The 15,616-nt window shown below is 69.7% G+C and carries 15 protein-coding genes and 2 pseudogenes; 7 read left to right on the forward strand and 10 right to left on the reverse strand.

The genetic code is table 11. From position 1 onward, the window contains the following. A complete protein-coding gene (locus AC4IHM_RS16695) occupies positions 1-1,338 on the reverse strand; it encodes an MATE family efflux transporter (protein WP_490867828.1) in 1,338 nt (445 codons plus the stop codon). A 459-nt stretch (positions 1,339-1,797) separates the two neighbouring features. On the opposite strand from AC4IHM_RS16695, the gene dnaB reads away from it, so the two are divergent. Continuing rightward, the gene (dnaB, locus tag AC4IHM_RS16700) at positions 1,798-3,276 is read left to right on the forward strand and encodes a replicative DNA helicase (protein ID WP_490867829.1); all 1,479 of its coding nucleotides are present in this window, start codon (positions 1,798-1,800) and stop codon (positions 3,274-3,276) included. 125 nt (positions 3,277-3,401) lie between these two features. On the opposite strand, the gene AC4IHM_RS16705 is transcribed toward dnaB, so the two are convergent. Further along, positions 3,402-4,469, reverse strand: coding sequence for a GNAT family N-acetyltransferase (locus tag AC4IHM_RS16705; protein ID WP_490867830.1), 1,068 nt, complete (start codon positions 4,467-4,469; stop codon positions 3,402-3,404). Between the two features lie 184 nt (positions 4,470-4,653). On the opposite strand from AC4IHM_RS16705, the gene AC4IHM_RS16710 reads away from it, so the two are divergent. After that, positions 4,654-6,039: a serine hydrolase domain-containing protein gene (locus tag AC4IHM_RS16710; RefSeq protein ID WP_490867831.1), complete on the forward strand. Its 1,386-nt coding sequence runs from the start codon at positions 4,654-4,656 to the stop codon at positions 6,037-6,039. 79 nt (positions 6,040-6,118) lie between these two features. Here the strand turns inward: AC4IHM_RS16710 and AC4IHM_RS16715 are convergent, their stop codons facing one another. After that, positions 6,119-6,571, reverse strand: a complete 453-nt coding sequence (locus AC4IHM_RS16715) for a GNAT family N-acetyltransferase (RefSeq protein WP_490867832.1) — start codon at positions 6,569-6,571, stop codon at positions 6,119-6,121. A 45-nt stretch (positions 6,572-6,616) separates the two neighbouring features. Here AC4IHM_RS16715 and AC4IHM_RS16720 point away from each other — a divergent pair. Beyond that, positions 6,617-6,937, forward strand: a pseudogene (locus AC4IHM_RS16720) (MFS transporter); the annotation flags it as partial. 59 nt (positions 6,938-6,996) lie between these two features. Here AC4IHM_RS16720 and AC4IHM_RS16725 read toward each other — a convergent pair. The 6 genes and pseudogenes from AC4IHM_RS16725 to AC4IHM_RS16750 all read right to left on the reverse strand — a co-directional run bounded on the left by AC4IHM_RS16725 (position 6,997) and on the right by AC4IHM_RS16750 (position 11,753). Continuing rightward, a pseudogene (locus AC4IHM_RS16725) lies at positions 6,997-7,864 on the reverse strand (GNAT family N-acetyltransferase). Positions 7,865-8,013: 149 nt separating this feature from the next. Next, positions 8,014-8,496 (reverse strand): NUDIX domain-containing protein, encoded by a 483-nt coding sequence (locus AC4IHM_RS16730; RefSeq protein WP_490867833.1) that lies wholly within the window; start codon positions 8,494-8,496, stop codon positions 8,014-8,016. 71 nt (positions 8,497-8,567) lie between these two features. After that, complete coding sequence (locus tag AC4IHM_RS16735; protein WP_490867834.1) at positions 8,568-9,473, reverse strand: LysR family transcriptional regulator; 906 nt, start codon at positions 9,471-9,473, stop codon at positions 8,568-8,570. 227 nt (positions 9,474-9,700) lie between these two features. Continuing rightward, positions 9,701-10,879, reverse strand: a complete 1,179-nt coding sequence (locus AC4IHM_RS16740) for a cystathionine gamma-lyase (protein WP_490867835.1) — start codon at positions 10,877-10,879, stop codon at positions 9,701-9,703. Next, complete coding sequence (locus AC4IHM_RS16745; RefSeq protein ID WP_490867836.1) at positions 10,876-11,370, reverse strand: low molecular weight protein-tyrosine-phosphatase; 495 nt, start codon at positions 11,368-11,370, stop codon at positions 10,876-10,878. The genes AC4IHM_RS16740 and AC4IHM_RS16745 overlap by 4 nt, the downstream gene beginning before the upstream one ends. Positions 11,371-11,375: 5 nt before the next feature. Continuing rightward, a complete protein-coding gene (locus AC4IHM_RS16750; protein ID WP_490867837.1) occupies positions 11,376-11,753 on the reverse strand; it encodes a phage holin family protein in 378 nt (125 codons plus the stop codon). 59 nt (positions 11,754-11,812) lie between these two features. Between AC4IHM_RS16750 and AC4IHM_RS16755 the strand changes: the two genes are divergently transcribed. The 4 genes from AC4IHM_RS16755 (at position 11,813) to AC4IHM_RS16770 (ending at position 14,096) form a co-directional block, all read left to right on the forward strand. Further along, entirely contained in the window at positions 11,813-12,130 is a 318-nt protein-coding gene (locus AC4IHM_RS16755) for a cupin domain-containing protein (protein WP_490867838.1), read from the forward strand. Between the two features lie 175 nt (positions 12,131-12,305). Beyond that, on the forward strand, positions 12,306-12,518 hold the full coding sequence (locus AC4IHM_RS16760) for a DUF5326 family protein (protein ID WP_490867839.1): 213 nt from the start codon (positions 12,306-12,308) through the stop codon (positions 12,516-12,518). A 303-nt stretch (positions 12,519-12,821) separates the two neighbouring features. Further along, entirely contained in the window at positions 12,822-13,559 is a 738-nt protein-coding gene (locus tag AC4IHM_RS16765; RefSeq protein WP_490870847.1) for an IclR family transcriptional regulator, read from the forward strand. 99 nt (positions 13,560-13,658) lie between these two features. Next, complete coding sequence (locus tag AC4IHM_RS16770; protein WP_490867840.1) at positions 13,659-14,096, forward strand: SsgA family sporulation/cell division regulator; 438 nt, start codon at positions 13,659-13,661, stop codon at positions 14,094-14,096. A gap of 48 nt (positions 14,097-14,144) precedes the next feature. Here AC4IHM_RS16770 and AC4IHM_RS16775 read toward each other — a convergent pair whose 3' ends face one another. Next, positions 14,145-15,539, reverse strand: coding sequence for a YibE/F family protein (locus AC4IHM_RS16775; protein WP_490867841.1), 1,395 nt, complete (start codon positions 15,537-15,539; stop codon positions 14,145-14,147). Positions 15,540-15,616: the final 77 nt, after the last annotated feature.

The raw sequence follows: 15,616 nt of genomic DNA on the forward strand, positions 1-15,616 counted from the left end.
TCAGCGTGTGGCACCCGTGACGACCCAACGACCCGACCGGGTACGCAGCCACAGCGTCACCAGGCGCATTGCCATCATCAGCGTCATCGCAGCCCACAGGGCGGTGAGCCCACCGCCGAGGGCCGGGACGAGAAGTGCCGCCGGAGTGAAGACCGCCAGAGTCACCAGCATCGCCCAGGCCAGGTATGGGCCGTCGCCCGCGCCCATGAGGACGCCGTCCAGCACGTAGACCACTCCGCAGATCGGCTGCGAGACGGCCACGATCACGAGGGCGGGCAACGCGGTGTCCTTGACCACGGAGTCGCCGGTGAACAGGGGCAGGAAGGCCGGGCGGGACAGCACCACGAGCAGGCCGAGTACGAACCCGACCGCGACACCCCACTCGACCATCCTGCGGCAGGCATCGCGGGCCCCCTGGCCGTCACCGGCTCCGAGATGGCGTCCGATGATGGCCTGACCTGCGATGGCGATGGCATCGAGTGCGAAGGCGAGCAGACTCCACAGGGACAGGATGATCTGATGGGCCGCGATGTCGGCGTCGCCGAGACGGGCCGCCACGGCAGTGGCGATCATGAGGATGGCCCGCAGCGACAGGGTGCGCACGAGCAGCGGCACCCCGGCCTGAGCGGAGGCCCTGATGCCGGCGATGTCCGGGAGCAGGGAGGCCCCGTGTCGTCGTGCCCCGCGGATCACCACCCACAGGTACACGGCGGCCATGCCGCACTGGGCGATGACGGTGCCCCAGGCGGAGCCCGCGATACCGAGCCCGGCGCCGTAGACGAGTACGACATTGAGGACGGCGTTGGCGATGAAGCCGGCGACGGCGACGTAGAGGGGGGTCCGGGTGTTCTGCAGTCCTCTCAGGACACCGGTCGAGGCCAGCACGACGAGCATCGCCGGGATGCCGAGGCTGGAGATCCGCAGATAGGTGATGGCATAGGGGGCCGCGGTGTCGGACGCGCCGAAGAGGCCGATGAGGGAGGGGGCCGTGGGCAGGACGACGGCGATCACGGCGGCGCCGAGCAGCAGTGCCAGCCAGATGCCGTCCATGCCCTGGCGTATCGCGGCTTGCAGGTCGCCCGCCCCGACACGTCGTGACACTGCCGCCGTGGTGGCGTAGGCGAGGAAGACGAAGACGCTGACGGCTGTGGTGAGCAGGGCCGAGGCGATGCCGAGTCCGGCGAGCTGTGCGGTGCCGAGATGGCCGACAATCGCGCTGTCGGCCATGACGAAGAGGGGCTCGGCGACGAGTGCGCCGAAGGCCGGGACGGCCAGCGCGATGATCTCTCGGTCGTGCCGACGCCGGACGGTCCGGGGGCGCTCGGGGGCCTGTGTCATGAGCACTAATCTAATCGTCCACAGGTAAGAGATGCAAAGCTTTTGCGACCCTTACCTACCGTCTCGCACCGTGTACTTCCGGGCACGGCTCGAAGCGATCTTGATCCGAGTGGGAAAGTTTTTCTTCTGCACAGGCCGTGGATGGCAAATGTGCAGTTCAGAGCGGTATCACTGATCGGCGCGGATGCTTGTTCACAGGGCTGTCCACCGGGTCGTGCACAGGTTTGGAGGAGTTCTCCACAGCATCTGGCCCGTCGTCCACATGACCTGTGGATAACCAGATTGGCTGACGGTGCCCACAGGCCTACGGTGGTCCGGCGCCCGCTCCGTCCGTCGGCCTGTGAACCGTCACAAAACCGACGCGCCAGAACCGGAGTTGGGCGTCTTATTTGTCAGTGCCGTGCCGTAGAAATGAGGGGCACGGCGAGGTCCGCTCGGCGGACGGGAGGAGGTGGCTCGGTGAGCATTTCCGAGCCCTTGGACGACCCGTGGGCCGACAGCGGTCCCAGTGATCGTCTACCTGCTTCCCGCCGCCGCGGTGACGGGGGCCGCGGCCGCGACGAGCAGCACGAGCGTGGCTCGGACGGCGCTGCGTGGGACGGCGGCGGCCCGTCGTTCGAGCGGGTGCCACCGCAGGACCTGGACGCCGAGCAGTCAGTCCTCGGCGGCATGCTCCTGTCCAAGGACGCCATCGCCAACGTCGTCGAGATTCTCAAGGGCCACGACTTCTACAAGCCGGCCCACGAGATGGTCTACCAGGCCATCCTCGACATCTATGCCAAGGGCGAGCCGGCCGACCCCATCACGATCGCCGCCGAACTCACCAAGCGCGGTGAGATCAACAAGGTCGGCGGGGCCTCCTATCTGCACACCCTCGTCCAGACCGTGCCGACGGCCGCGAACGCCGCGTATTACGCGGAGATCGTGCACGAGCGGGCGGTCCTGCGCCGCCTGGTGGAGGCCGGCACCCGGATCACCCAGATGGGGTACGCGGCCGACGACGACGTCGACGAGATCGTCAACCGCGCCCAGGCCGAGATCTACGCCGTCACCGAGCAGCGCACCAGCGAGGACTATCTGCCGCTCGGCGACATCATGGAGGGCGCCCTCGACGAGATCGAGGCGATCGGATCGCGCAGCGGCGAGATGACCGGTGTGCCGACGGGGTTCACGGACTTCGACTCGCTGACCAACGGTCTGCATCCCGGTCAGATGATCGTCATCGCCGCACGTCCCGCCATGGGCAAGTCGACGCTCGCACTGGACTTCGCGCGAGCAGCCTCGATCAAGAACAATCTGCCGAGCGTCATCTTCTCGCTGGAAATGGGGCGCAACGAGATCGCGATGCGCCTGCTGTCCGCCGAGGCCCGCGTGGCGCTGCACCACATGCGGTCGGGCACCATGACGGACGACGACTGGACCCGCCTGGCCCGCCGGATGCCCGACGTGTCGGCCGCCCCGCTCTACATCGACGACTCTCCGAACCTGTCGATGATGGAGATCCGCGCCAAGTGCCGTCGGCTCAAGCAGCGCAACGACCTCAAGCTGGTCGTCATCGACTACCTCCAGCTCATGCAGTCGGGCGGCTCCAAGCGCTCCGAGAGCCGTCAGCAGGAGGTCTCGGACATGTCCCGCAACCTCAAGCTCCTGGCCAAGGAGTTGGAGATTCCGGTCATCGCGCTCTCCCAGCTGAACCGTGGCCCCGAGCAGCGCACCGACAAGAAGCCGATGGTCTCCGACCTGCGTGAGTCGGGTTCGATCGAGCAGGATGCCGACATGGTCATCCTGCTGCACCGCGAGGACGCCTACGAGAAGGAGTCCCCGCGCGCGGGCGAGGCCGACCTCATCGTGGCCAAGCACCGCAACGGCCCAACCGCGACGATCACCGTTGCCTTCCAGGGCCACTACTCGCGTTTCGTGGACATGGCACAGACCTGATCGCCCGGTTCGGAACGCGCGGGTCTGGCCGAGTGTCCGACGTGGTGACAAGGCCCTGGTGGAGGACAGGGGGTGGCCGTCGGTTCCGAACCGGGAGGTTTTGGCTACGCGTTGTGCTCAGCGCATCAGAAGGGCAGGCCCCGCAGGTCCACGCTGATGGTTGGATGAGGCCGGCCGGCCAGGTCGTAGATCATGGTGTTCAGTGGCGAGGTCCGCGGGCCATCGGGCTGCTGGAAGGTGACGGGCAAGGAGAGTCGGCTCCATCCCAGCCCTGTGTAGAACGGGACCAGTTGCGGGCGGCACAGCAGGACCACTGCCTCGGCGCCGGCCGCTCTCGCGTGTTCTACCGCCACGCTGATGACCGTCCGGGCGATGCCCTGCCCTCGATGGGCGGGGTGCACCAGCACATCGCCCAGACCCGCGGCGCGGCGCGGCAGTCCGTCGAAGGCCATGTCCCGCAGCAGCCATCCCGCGGAAGCCACCGGTCGGCCTTCGGAGACAGCGGTGAGGGTGTGCTGCTTGTCGGCCCACACCAGACCGAGCCCGTTCACCCCGAAAGGGTCGGACAGACCATCGCGGACTGCGGGTTCCTCATCCGGATATCCGGGGCCCGGAGCATGGATCAACCGGAGGTTCACACGACCGTCGTCCACCACAGGCTCCGCAGCGACCGCGGACGTGGGGCCGAACCGGAAGCGCAGACAATGAAGGCCGCTGGACTGGACAGCTCCGTCCGCCTGGGCGCCCAGGCGGCGCAGTACCGCGATCGAAGCCGTATTGCCGGGCAGGACGAACGCGAAAACAGCGGGGAGCGAGAGGCGGCGAAACGCCAGGTCCAGGCAGGCACGGCCCGCCTCGCCGGCGATTCCACGGCCCTGGGCCCGTGGGTGCACGGCGAAACCGAGGTCAACTCCGTGCTGGGCCCGATTGCGCAGTCCCACCCGGCCGAGAAAGGCGTGCGTCGCGGCGTCCCTGACTGCGAAGTCGCCGTAGCCGTGTCTGGTCCAGTGGGCGACGTGGCCGTCGCACATGGCCTCGGCCGCGGATCGACTGTCCGCCCGGCCGGTCGCCAGCCACCGCATGACGCTGTCCTGACTGACCACGGCCTCGAAAAGATCACCGCTGTCCCCGCGGCGGATCGGCTCCATCACAAGCCTCTGGGTGCGCAGAACGGGTCCACCTGGCCGGGTCACCCAAGGAGCGTACCCGGCGATCTTTTGGTCCGGATGCGGAACGGATCCTCGGCCGGGCCCCGAGTGCCTTCACCGGGGGCGCGCCCGGGGCATCGCCGTTTTTCGCTGAGGTGTCATCGTCCGTCGGGCCGTGGCGTGGGGTAATCGGCTCGACGTGGGGTGGCGGGGCCGGTGGACTGGGGACATGACGACAACGCAGGAAGAGCTGCTTCCCACCACCCGCCGGGCGTTGCTGCACCGGATCGCCGTGGCTCAGGCCGAAGGGCGCACGCCGTCGCTCGTCGCGGCGGTCGTCCGGGGCGGGCGGACCGTGTGGCACGGGGCGCGCACCTCGGTCGACGGCCATGGCCCGGACGAGGACGTGCAGTACCGGATCGGTTCGATCACCAAGACCTTCACCGCCGTTCTTGTCCTGCGCCTGCGCGACGAGGGCGTGCTCGACCTCGGGGATCGTCTGGAGAAGCATCTGCCCGGCACCGGGGCCGGCGAGGCGACGATCGCGGAACTGCTGGCGCACTCGGGAGGACTGGCCGCCGAGTCGCCCGCGCCGTGGTGGGAGCGGACACCGGGCTCGCTGCGGCCCGAACTCGCCGATGTGCTGGGCGAGCAGCCGCTCGTGCACCCGGTGGGCCGTCGGCACCACTACTCCAACCCCGGCTACACCCTGCTCGGCGCGCTGGTCGAGAAGGTGCGCGGTGCTTCGTGGGAGGACGTTCTGCGGCGGGAGGTGCTGGAACCGCTCGGGCTGGAGCGTACGACCACCCGACCGAGGGCTCCTCATGCCGATGGCTGGGCGGTGCATCCGTGGGCCGACGTGATGCTGCCCGAGCCCACCGAAGACCTCGGGCTGATGGCCGCGGCCGGACAGCTCTGGTCCACCACCGGGGACCTGGCACGGTTCGCCGTCTTCCTGACGGAGGGCGACGACAAGGTGCTCGGCGCGGAGACCATGCGGGAGATGCGGGCACCCGCCGCGCCGGCCGAGGCCACGGATGTGGTGGACGGTGCGGCATACGGTCTGGGGCTGCAGATCCATTACCGGGACGGGAGGTTGCTCGTGGGGCACTCCGGCTCCCTGCCGGGCTTCCTCGCCAACCTCACCATCGGAGTGGAGGACGACGTGGCCGCGGTGGTGCTGACCAACTGCACCTCCGGTCCCTTGCTTGCCGGAGTCGGTGCCGACCTCGTGCGGATCGTCGCCGAGGCGGAGCCCCGTATCCCCGAGCCCTGGCGCCCTCTGCCGGAAGTCGACGCCTCCGTGCTGGAGTTGGCCGGGGAGTGGTACTGGGGGACGCATGCCTTTGCCCTGCGGTTGACGCCCGGTGGGGGAGTCTCGCTGGAGCCGCTGTCCGGCCACGGCCGCCGCTCGCGGTTCCGGGCGAACGGCGACGGCGGCTGGACGGGGCTGGAGGGCTACTACGCCGGTGAGCTGCTGCGAGCCGTGCGGCGACCGGACGGGACCGTGAGCCATCTGGATCTCGGGTCGTTCGTCTTCACCCGTCGGCCGTACGACGAGGGATCCGCCGTGCCGGGTGGAGTGGACCCGCAGGGGTGGCGAGGCATCGGCTAGCGGTCGTCCGGTGCCATGTAGTCCGTTTCACGTGAAACAGGCCATATGGCACCGGGGTGCTCACGACGGGTGCCTTCACTCAGAGCTGGAGCTTGAAGCCCGTGTGCGAGGCCGAGAAGCCGAGGCGCTCGTAGAAGCGGTGGGCGTCGGTGCGGGTGTTGTCGGAGGTGAGCTGCACGAGGTGGCACCCCTGCCGCCGGGACTCGTCGACCGCCCACTCGATGAGCTGTGTGCCCAGACCACCACCACGCTCGTCGGCGTGGATGCGTACCCCTTCGATGATCGACCGGATCGCCCCGCGCCGGGACAGGCCGGGGACGATCGTCAGCTGGAGCGTGCCGACGACACGGCCGTCGCGGACGGCGACGACCAGGTGCTGGTTCGGATCGGCGCTGAGCCGCTCGAACGCGGCCAGGTACGGGAGCAGGTCGTCCGGCGACTCGCGCTGAGCGCCCAAGGGGTCGTCGGCGAGCATCGCGACGACCGCCGGGATGTCCTCGGCCGCGGTGGGTCGTATCTCAAGATCTCCCATGACCGCACTCTAAGCAGAGGCGGTGGTCCCAGGCCATGCACGTCGATGCCGACCGGACTGACCGTCGCCAACGTCGTCGGCGTCCCGCTGGGGACGCTCGTCGGGCAGTCCGCCGGCCGGCGGGTCACCTTCGCCCTGGTCGCCGGGCTCGCCCTCTTCACGCTCGCCGCACACAACAAGATCGCGGCGGCCGTGACCATCTTCCTGATCGGCGCCCCGGGATTTGCCACCGTCCCGCCGCTCCAGAAGCGAGTCCTGGACCGCGCGCACGGCGCCCCGACACTGGCCTCGGCCGTGAACATCGGTGCCTTCAACCTCGGCAACGCGCTCTCCGCCCGGCTCGGTGGACTGGTCATCGCCGCGGGCTCCGTGCCCGCCGACCAGCGGGCCACCGTCCGCCACTGAACGGCCCCGGCCGTGGGGAGTCAGCCCGCCGCCACCGTCAGCGGTGCGAAACGCCGCTTCCAGTCCCCGGGCAGATCGGTGATCCCGTATGTCATGACCGCGTTGGGTGCGACGGCGGTGAGGCCGCGCTCCTTCACCCAGGCCAGCAGCTTCTCCGTGCCGTACGTCGATGTCCGTGCGCAGCGGACGGTCGGTGCGGGCGGCGAGGGAGCCGATCAGTGCCTTCGCCGTCTCGGTGTCCCGGGCGATCAGCGGGCCCACGACATGGGTGTCCATGTTCGGCCAGGCCGCGGCGTATCCGATGAGGCGGCCGCCCTCCTCGGCGACGCGCAACTGGTCGGCGAAGGCGGGCAGTCGCGTGATGATGTGGGTGCGGTCGGCGCCGAACACCTCCTCGTCGAACCGGAGGATCGTGGTGAGGTCCTCGGCCGTGGCCGCGCGGGTGACGGCCCTGGGCGCCTGCCCGCCCGGAGTGAAACGCCCCCGCACCATCTCCGCCCCGCCGGTGGTCTTGAAGCCGAGTTCCTCGTAGAGCGGTCGGCCGTACGAGGTCGCGTGCAGGGCCAGGGGCGTGGTGCCCACAGCCGTGACGACGTGCCGCATCAGCCGGCGTCCGAGGCCCTGGCGGGCATGCCGCTCGGCGACCAGGACCATGCCGACGGTGGCGAGGGACGGGTGTTCGGGCGGCCCGTACTCGGTGACGGTGCAGGCGCCGACGAGACCGCCGTCGGGGTCGTCGATGCCGTACCCCTTCCCGGCCGTGAGGAGGAAGCCCCACTTGTGCTCCTCGCGCGGCCACCCCCGGTCCTCGGAGAGGTCGGCGCAGGCGCTGAGGTCGCGGAGCGTCAGACGGCGGATCGGCAGAGAAGCGAGGGAAGGTGTCGACACGCAGGTCAGGCTGTCCGACGCCGGCCGTCCGCGTCCACCTCTTTGCCGCGGAACACGCGAGCTTTTGGCCATGTCGTGTCCGTGTCCACCGCGGCCGGGTGGCAGCCTGCCGCGACAGCGGTCGGCGGGGGGCCCGGTTACCCTCGGCGTCAGCCGAGGTCGGGGGCGTGCAGGGCACGCACGCCCTCGATGTTGCCGTCCAGATAGTGCCGCAGCGACAGCGGCACGAGGTGCACGGTGGCGATCCCGACCCGCGTGAAGGGCACCCGGACGATCTCGTACTCACCGGCGGGCTCGTCGACCTCGGGGCCGTGCCGCAGGGCCGGGTCCATGGATTCCAGGTGGCACACGAAGAAGTGCTGCACCTTCACGCCGGTCGCGCCGCCGTCCTCACCGATGTGCTCCACTGTGTCCACGAAGCAGGGGACCACGTCGGTGATCTTGGCGCCGAGTTCCTCGTACACCTCGCGGTGCAGGGCGTCCACGACGGTGGTGTCGTCCGGCTCGACCCCGCCTCCGGGAGTGACCCAGTAGGGATCGACGCCGGGCTTGGTGCGCTTGATCAGAATCAAGTGGCCGCCGTCCAGCAGGACGGCGCGTGCGGTGCGCTTGACCACGGGTCGGACGGTCATGGGAGGAATGTGGCCCGGCTGGTTCCACGTGAAACATCGCGCTGCGCCCCCTGCCCGTGGAGTCCGCCGGCTCAGTTCCAGCCGGCGGCCGCGCGCAGCAGCCAGTCGTGGGCGCGGGCGATGTGCGGCACAGCCAGGGTGCCGGTGCGCACCACCAGGAAATACGTCCGCAGCGGCGGCACCGCCGGGTCGTGCAGGGCGACGATGTCACCGCGCTCCAGCGCCTCCGCGCACAGATAGCGGGGCAGCACGGCGAGCCCGGCGCCCGCGACCGCGCAGGCGAGGACCGCGCGCAGATCGGGGGCGACGACCGTACCCGGGGCGGCCGGGCGGGCGTCGAAGACGGAGGCCCAGTAGCGGGCGACAAAGGGCAGCGACTCGTGCACCTCGACCACGGGGACGTGTTCCAGAGCGGGTGCGTCGGTGCCGCCCGGCCCTTCGGCACCGCTCTGGTCCGCCCAGCGCGGCGCGGCGACCAGGACGTGCTCCTCGTCGCAGAGCGCAGTCGCCGTGAGCAGCGCGCCACGGGGGCGGGCCGTCCCGATGGCCAGATCGTGATGCCCGGCCGCCAGCCCCTCCAAGGCCTCCTCGGCGTTCCCGAACGAGGCACGCAGGGCGAAGCCCTGCCCGTCCTCGCCGTTGAATTCCGTGAGTGCGGGCAGCGCCCTCTCGGCGGTGAACTCGGGCGGTCCGGCGAGATGCAGGGTGCGCAGGGAGGAGTCGTCCTCCAGACCGGTCTCCGTGATCTCCACCAGGGCGTCGAGATGAGGTGCGGCCTTGTGCGCGAGTTCGTCGCCGATGGTCGTCGGGGTCACACCGCGGGCCTGCCGCAGAAACAGCGGACGGCCGAGCTGGCGCTCCAGCGTACGGATCTGCGAGGTGACGGCGGGCTGTGAGAGGCCGAGCAGAGCTGCCGCGCGTGTGAAGGAACCGGCCCGGTGCACGGTCACGAAGGTGCGCAGCAGGGCCAGATCCACGGAAAACCACCTTCCCCCTGCTCAGCTCTCCTCCGGCCTTCGGCCGCGCCCAACTATAAATATGTCGATAGGTTGCTGTCGCTACTGTGATTGGACACTCACATTCAGTCAACTAGCCTTGTTCGCGCGGTTCTTCGCGCGCGGAACCGGAGGACGGTCCGAGCCACGAGGGGGGAGGCTCGGACCGTCCGTCTACCCGGTCGCAGGGTTGGACCGTGCGGCGTCGGTCAGTCGGCCGATTCCTCCAGAGCGCGCAGCAGGTCCGCCACCAGGTCCTCGGGATCCTCCGCGCCGACCGAGAGCCGGATGAAGCCCTCCGGCACCGCGTCCCCGCCCCAGCGACCGCGCCGCTCGGCCGTGGACCGCACACCGCCGAAGCTCGTCGCGTCGTCCACGAGCCGCAGTGCGTCGAGAAAACGATCGGCACGCGCGCGCGTGGACAGCGTGAAGGACACGACGCATCCGTAGCGCAGCATCTGCTGCGAGGCGATCTTGTGCGAGGGGTCACCGGGCAGCCCCGGATACCGCAGCCCGGTGACCTCGGGCCGGGCCCGGAGAGTCTCGGCGACCTTGAGCGCGGTGGCGTTCTGCCGGTCCACACGCAGCTGAAGGGTGGCGATCGAACGGTGCGCGAGCCAGGCCTCCATCGGGCCGGGGATCGCGCCGACGATCTTGCGCCAGCGTCGTACGGCGGCCATCGCCTCGGCCTCGCGGCCGGCCACATAGCCGAGGAGGAGGTCGCCGTGGCCGGTGAGCTGCTTGGTGCCGCTGGCCACCGAGAAGTCGGCGCCGAGCGCCAGCGGGCGCTGCCCGAGCGGCGTGGCGAGGGTGTTGTCGACGGCGACCAGGGCACCCCGCGCGTGTGCCGCCTCGACGAGCCGCCGTACGTCGCACACGTCGAGCCCGGGGTTCGACGGCGTCTCGATCCACAGCAGCTTCGCCCCGTCCAGGGCGTCGAGCTGGGCGTCCCCGCCGGTCGGCGCGGTGCGCACCTCGATGCCGTAGGCCTCCAGCTGGGCGCGGACCAGCGGCAACGCCTGGTAGCCGTCGTCGGGCAGGACGGCCGTGTCACCGGCCCGCAGCTGCGAGAAGAGCACCGAGGAGATTGCGGCCATGCCCGAGGCGAAGACGAGCGTCTCGACATCGTCGTGTCCGGGAGCCTCCAGCTCGCCGATGGCGCGCTCGAGGTGGGTCCAGGTCGGATTCTCGTCCCGGCCGTAGGTGTACGGGCCGGTCGGGTCGCCCGGCAGATGGAAGTGGGCGGCGAACACGGGTCCTGGCAGGGTCGGCTCGTGCTTGACCGGCTCGGGCAGTCCCGCCCGTACCGCGCGCGTGCCGTCACCGGCGCCGGGAGGGGCCGCCTCGCCCCGCGTACCGGTGCCGTCGTTCGTCAGGGGATCGCTCATGCGGCCCGTCCCTCCACTTGCTCGCGTACCGAGGAGAGCAGACCGGTGCTCGCCGCCTCCACCATCCCGAGGCATTCCTCGAAGCCGTCCACGCCCCCGTAGTAGGGGTCCGGCACGTCCAGGTCACCGCCGTCGGCGGCGGGGTCGTAGGACCGCAGCAGCCGCACCTTGGCCGCGTCCTGCTCCGTGGGCGCGAGACGCCGCAGGGCCCGCAGGTGCCCGGCGTCGAGGGCGACGACGAGGTCGAGGCGGGAGAACCAGGACTGCTGGAACCGGCGGGCCGTGTGGTCGAGGCCGTAGCCGTTCTCCGCCAGGACGGCCACCGTGCGCGGGTCGGCGCCCTCGCCCTCGTGCCAGCCGTCGGTGCCGGCGCTGTCGGCCTCGACCAGGCCGTCGAGCCCGGCGTCCGCCACGCGCGCGTGGAAGACGGCCTCGGCCATCGGGGAGCGGCAGATGTTTCCCGTGCACACGAAGCAGACGCGGTAGGTCATCGCTCTCAGTCCCCGTCGGGCAGGAACGCGTTGAGGGCCCAGGAGACGATCGAGACGATCAGTCCGCCCAGGACGGCGGTCCAGAAGCCTTCGACGTGGAAACTCAGGTCGAGCTTGTCGGCCAGCCACGAGGTGAGCAACAGCATGAGCGCGTTGACCACCAGGGTGAACAGGCCGAGGGTCAGGATGAACAGGGGGAAGGTCAGCACCTGCACGATCGGCTTCACCAGCATGTTGACCAGGCCGAACACCAGGGCGACCACGATCAGGGTGATGACCTTCTCACCGGTGCTGCCACCGCTCAGGGTGATCTTGTTGAGCAGCCAGACGGCTACTGCCAGGGCACCCGCGTTGGCGATCGTCTTGACTAGAAAATTCTTCATGTGTCTGATCGTGGCAGACGCGATCGGAAACGAACGGTGAGGTAGGGGCGGACGAGGCGATGAAGGCATTCCGGCTGGACGAACTGGAGGCGGAGCGCGCCGCCAACGACGGTGCCTATCTGCAGTTCCTGCGGGAGCGGAACATGTCGGTCGGTCTGTACGCCCTCGACGCGGGGACGGCCGACCCGCAGCAGCCGCACGCGCAGGACGAGGTGTACTTCGTGGTGAGCGGGCGGGCCGCGATCACCGTGGACATGGAGACCACCCAGGTCGCCCGTGGCAGCGTGGTGTACGTTCCGGCGGGGGTCGCCCACAAGTTCCACCACATCAGCGAGGATCTGCGGGTCCTGGTGGTGTTCTCTCCGCCCGAGAGCTGACCGCGGCCCCCCGGATTCCCTAGGGGACCGGTCAGGGGGAGACAAGGGATGCCAGGGCCCTGCCGGGGCTCTCGCGGCTCTAGCATCGAGTGCAGGACATCAGAGGATTCCCAGCGGGAGACCGGGCCGTCGAAGGTCCGGCACTCGAACGGGTGGAAAGGTAAGGACGAGGGCGATGCGAGAGATCTTCATGGGAATGCCGTGGTGGGTGAAGTGGATCGCGGTGCCGGTCATCGCCCTGGTCGTGTTCGGCGGGCTGATCGCAAGCGTGGTCGGATTCGTGGTCGGACTGCTGTTCAAGCTGCTGGTCTTCGTGGCGCTGGTCGGCGGACTGATCTACGTCGTACGCAAGTTCATGTCGAGTTCGTCGTCGCGCGGCGACTGGTGAGGGCCGTGGGGCGCCGGTGGCGGTAACAGGAATCGCCTGTTCCCTCGGGCGGGGGAAGTTTCCCGGACGGGGCGTCGGTGAGCGGTGACCGGCGGTTAGAGTCCGAAACTCCACGCGGGACCACCCCGCGGACGGCGTTTCCCCACCCGTGTTCCCCGCACGGGCTGCCTCCTCGTGTTCCGGAAGTGACCCTTGGCCACGGCTGACACCGCACTCGCACCGCTGCACTCCCTGCCCGTGCAGCCCTGCTCGACGCCTCGGACACCCCCCGTACGGCCCACCGCCGACCCGCCCGCAGCGACCCTGATCGGTTCCGTGCAGCGGGCGATGCGCCTCCTCGAGTGCGTCGCCGGGCACGAGTACGGAGCGCCCGCCAAGCAACTGGCCCGTGAGACACGCCTCGCCCTGCCCACCGCGTACCACCTGCTGCGCACTCTGGTGCACGAGGGCTATCTGCGCCGTGAGAAGGGGTTGTTCTTCCTCGGCGAGGCCGCCGAGCGGTTGAGCAGCAGCGGAGCCGAGCAGAAACGTCGCGGCACGGTGGTCGACGCGCTGGCACGCTGGCGGGACGCGATCGGCGCCCCGGTGTACTACGCCATGTACCGCGACGGCGAGATCGAGATCATGTGCATCTCCGACACCCCGGGCAATCCGGCGGTCGAGGAGTGGGCGGACTTTCGCGAGACCGGGCACGCGCACGCCGTCGGGCAGTGCCTGCTGTCCCAGCTGGACGAGGACGCCCGCCGCGACCATCTGGACCGCTATCCGGTCCAGCCCGTCACGCCGTACACGGTGCGTGACGGCCGCAGCATACTGAGACGACTTGAGTGCACGCGGCGGATGACGCCGGTGACCGAGCGCCAGGAGTACGCCCTGGGGGCGGTCTGCGCGGCGATCCCGATGACCGTCGGCACCACGGTCGCGACGATGGCCCTCTCCCTGCCTCTCCACCAGGCGGACCGGCTGCTGCCCGCGGCGCGGCAACTGCAGATCGAGGCGGGGCGGCTTCTGGGGTCACTCGCGATCTCTATCAGTATTTGAAAACTTACTCCTTGTGATCTGGTGTGTACGTTAAGCAAGATGCCACCAGTGTAAGAGGTTTGTTTCCCGGCCAGTCGACGGCGAATGACGGGGTAGGCGATGGGCGAGTCCGTACAGGCAGAGGTCATGATGAGCTTTCTCGTGTCCGAGGAGCTGTCTTTCCGAATTCCGGTGGAGCTGCGCTACGAGACCTGTGATCCTTACGCCGTGCGCCTGACCTTCCACCTGCCCGGTGACGCGCCGGTGACCTGGGCCTTCGGCCGGGAGCTGCTGGTCGACGGGGTGGGGCGGCCCTGCGGCGACGGCGATGTGCGCATCGCACCGGTCGATCCGGAGCCGCTCGCCGAGGTGCTGATCCGCCTTCAGGTCGGCTTCGACCAGGCGCTGTTCCGCTCCTCGGCGGCACCTCTTGTGGCGTTCCTCGACCGGACCGACAAGCTGGTGCCGCTGGGCCAGGAGGGCGCGCTCGCCGACTTCGACACCCACCTCGACGAGGCCCTGGACCGCATCCTGGCGGAGGAGCAGAGCGCGGGCTGAACCGTTACGGCAGGCCCGCGGCGCCGGTATGACGCTTCACCCGGCCCGTCAGCGCTTGCGACGGCGCCCCCGCCCGCGTACGGGCGCCGCACCCGATCCCGACGTCGCCTCGGCCTGTACCGCCGGCCGGTCGGCCGATACGACGAGGGAGGCCAGGGCCGTGGTGACCGGCACGGACGCCACCAGACCGATCGAGCCCACCAGCGTGCGCACGATCTCCTCGGCGACCAACTCGCTGTTGGCGACCGTCCCCACGCCGCTCTGCGCGATGGAGAACAGCAGCAGCAGGGGCAGCGCGGCGCCCGCGTAGGCGAGGACGAGCGTGTTGACGACCGAGGCGATGTGGTCGCGGCCGATGCGGATCCCGGCTCGGTACAGGCCCCGCCAGCCCATCGTCGGGTTGGCCTCGTGCAGCTCCCAGACCGCCGATGTCTGGGTGACCGTCACATCGTCGAGGACACCGAGCGAACCGATGATGACCCCGGCGAGCAGCAGACCGCTCATGTCGATCGACGGGTAGAGGCCGTGGATGAGGCCGGTGTTGTCGTCCGTGTTGCCGGTGAGCGCGGCCCAGCCGATGAACAGCGATCCGAGAACACCGATCAGCAGCAACGAGATCAGCGTGCCGAGCACCGCCACGGAGGTACGGGCCGACAGGCCGTGGCACAGATAGAGCGCGATCAGCATGATGGCGCTGGATCCGATCACCGCCACGAGCAGCGGGTTCGAGCCTTGCAGGATCGCGGGCAGGATGAAGAAGTTCAGCAGCAGGAAGCTGATGGCCAGTGAGACCAGGGCCATGACGCCCCGCAGCCGTCCGACGACCACGACGACCAGGGCGAAGATTCCGGCGAGCAGGGACAGCGGGAGTTTGCGGTTGATGTCGGTCACCGAGTACTGCAGGTCCCTCGGCGCGGAGGGTTCGTAGGCGACCACGACCTTCTGGCCCTCGTGCAGTTGCCGCGACTGGTCCGGCTGGACGATCTCGGTGAACGTCCGGCCCTTGTCATTGCCGGTGTCGACACGGATCGTCGCCCGCTTGCAGTCGCCGTTGGCCTGCTGCACCGCGGAGGAGCCCTCGGCGGTGGAGGTGTCGCCGGTCGGGGTGTCACCCGAGGCGTTGACGGACTGACAGCTCAGTTCGACCACCTTGGTGACGGTGGCCTGCTGCGTCTGCCGGTCGAAGCCGACCCCGGTCCGCTCGTGCGGCGGCGCACCGCCCGGCCACAGCACCGCGAGCCCGACCACCACCGCCGCGGCGAACGGGATCAGGACCGCGGCGATGACCTTGCGCAGATGCCGCGAGACGGGCGCCGCGGGACCGTGGCTGTGGGCGTGCGAGTGCCCGTGAGCGCCGACGGGGGCGTGGCCGGCGCCCTCTTCGGCGCCCGATCCTCGGCGGGGCTCGTGCGGCGGAAAGGAGGGATGCTGCGGTGTGGTCACCGACCGATCATCGCAAGAACGAGGAGGGCCCTCTGTTCACCGCGCCCGAACTGGCGCTAGCGTGGAGGCACCTTTAG

This window comes from Streptomyces sp. SL06, assembly GCF_058244745.1.

Coding starts and splice junctions, on each gene's coding strand:
- AC4IHM_RS16695 (WP_490867828.1), bottom strand. CDS start 1,338: ATGACACAGGCCCCCGAGCGCCCCCGGACCGTCCGGCGTCGGCACGAC.
- AC4IHM_RS16710 (WP_490867831.1), top strand. CDS start 4,654: ATGACGACAACGCAGGAAGAGCTGCTTCCCACCACCCGCCGGGCGTTG.
- AC4IHM_RS16715 (WP_490867832.1), bottom strand. CDS start 6,571: ATGGGAGATCTTGAGATACGACCCACCGCGGCCGAGGACATCCCGGCG.
- AC4IHM_RS16730 (WP_490867833.1), bottom strand. CDS start 8,496: ATGACCGTCCGACCCGTGGTCAAGCGCACCGCACGCGCCGTCCTGCTG.
- AC4IHM_RS16740 (WP_490867835.1), bottom strand. CDS start 10,879: ATGAGCGATCCCCTGACGAACGACGGCACCGGTACGCGGGGCGAGGCG.
- AC4IHM_RS16745 (WP_490867836.1), bottom strand. CDS start 11,370: ATGACCTACCGCGTCTGCTTCGTGTGCACGGGAAACATCTGCCGCTCC.
- AC4IHM_RS16750 (WP_490867837.1), bottom strand. CDS start 11,753: ATGAAGAATTTTCTAGTCAAGACGATCGCCAACGCGGGTGCCCTGGCA.
- AC4IHM_RS16755 (WP_490867838.1), top strand. CDS start 11,813: ATGAAGGCATTCCGGCTGGACGAACTGGAGGCGGAGCGCGCCGCCAAC.
- AC4IHM_RS16760 (WP_490867839.1), top strand. CDS start 12,306: ATGCGAGAGATCTTCATGGGAATGCCGTGGTGGGTGAAGTGGATCGCG.
- AC4IHM_RS16770 (WP_490867840.1), top strand. CDS start 13,659: ATGGGCGAGTCCGTACAGGCAGAGGTCATGATGAGCTTTCTCGTGTCC.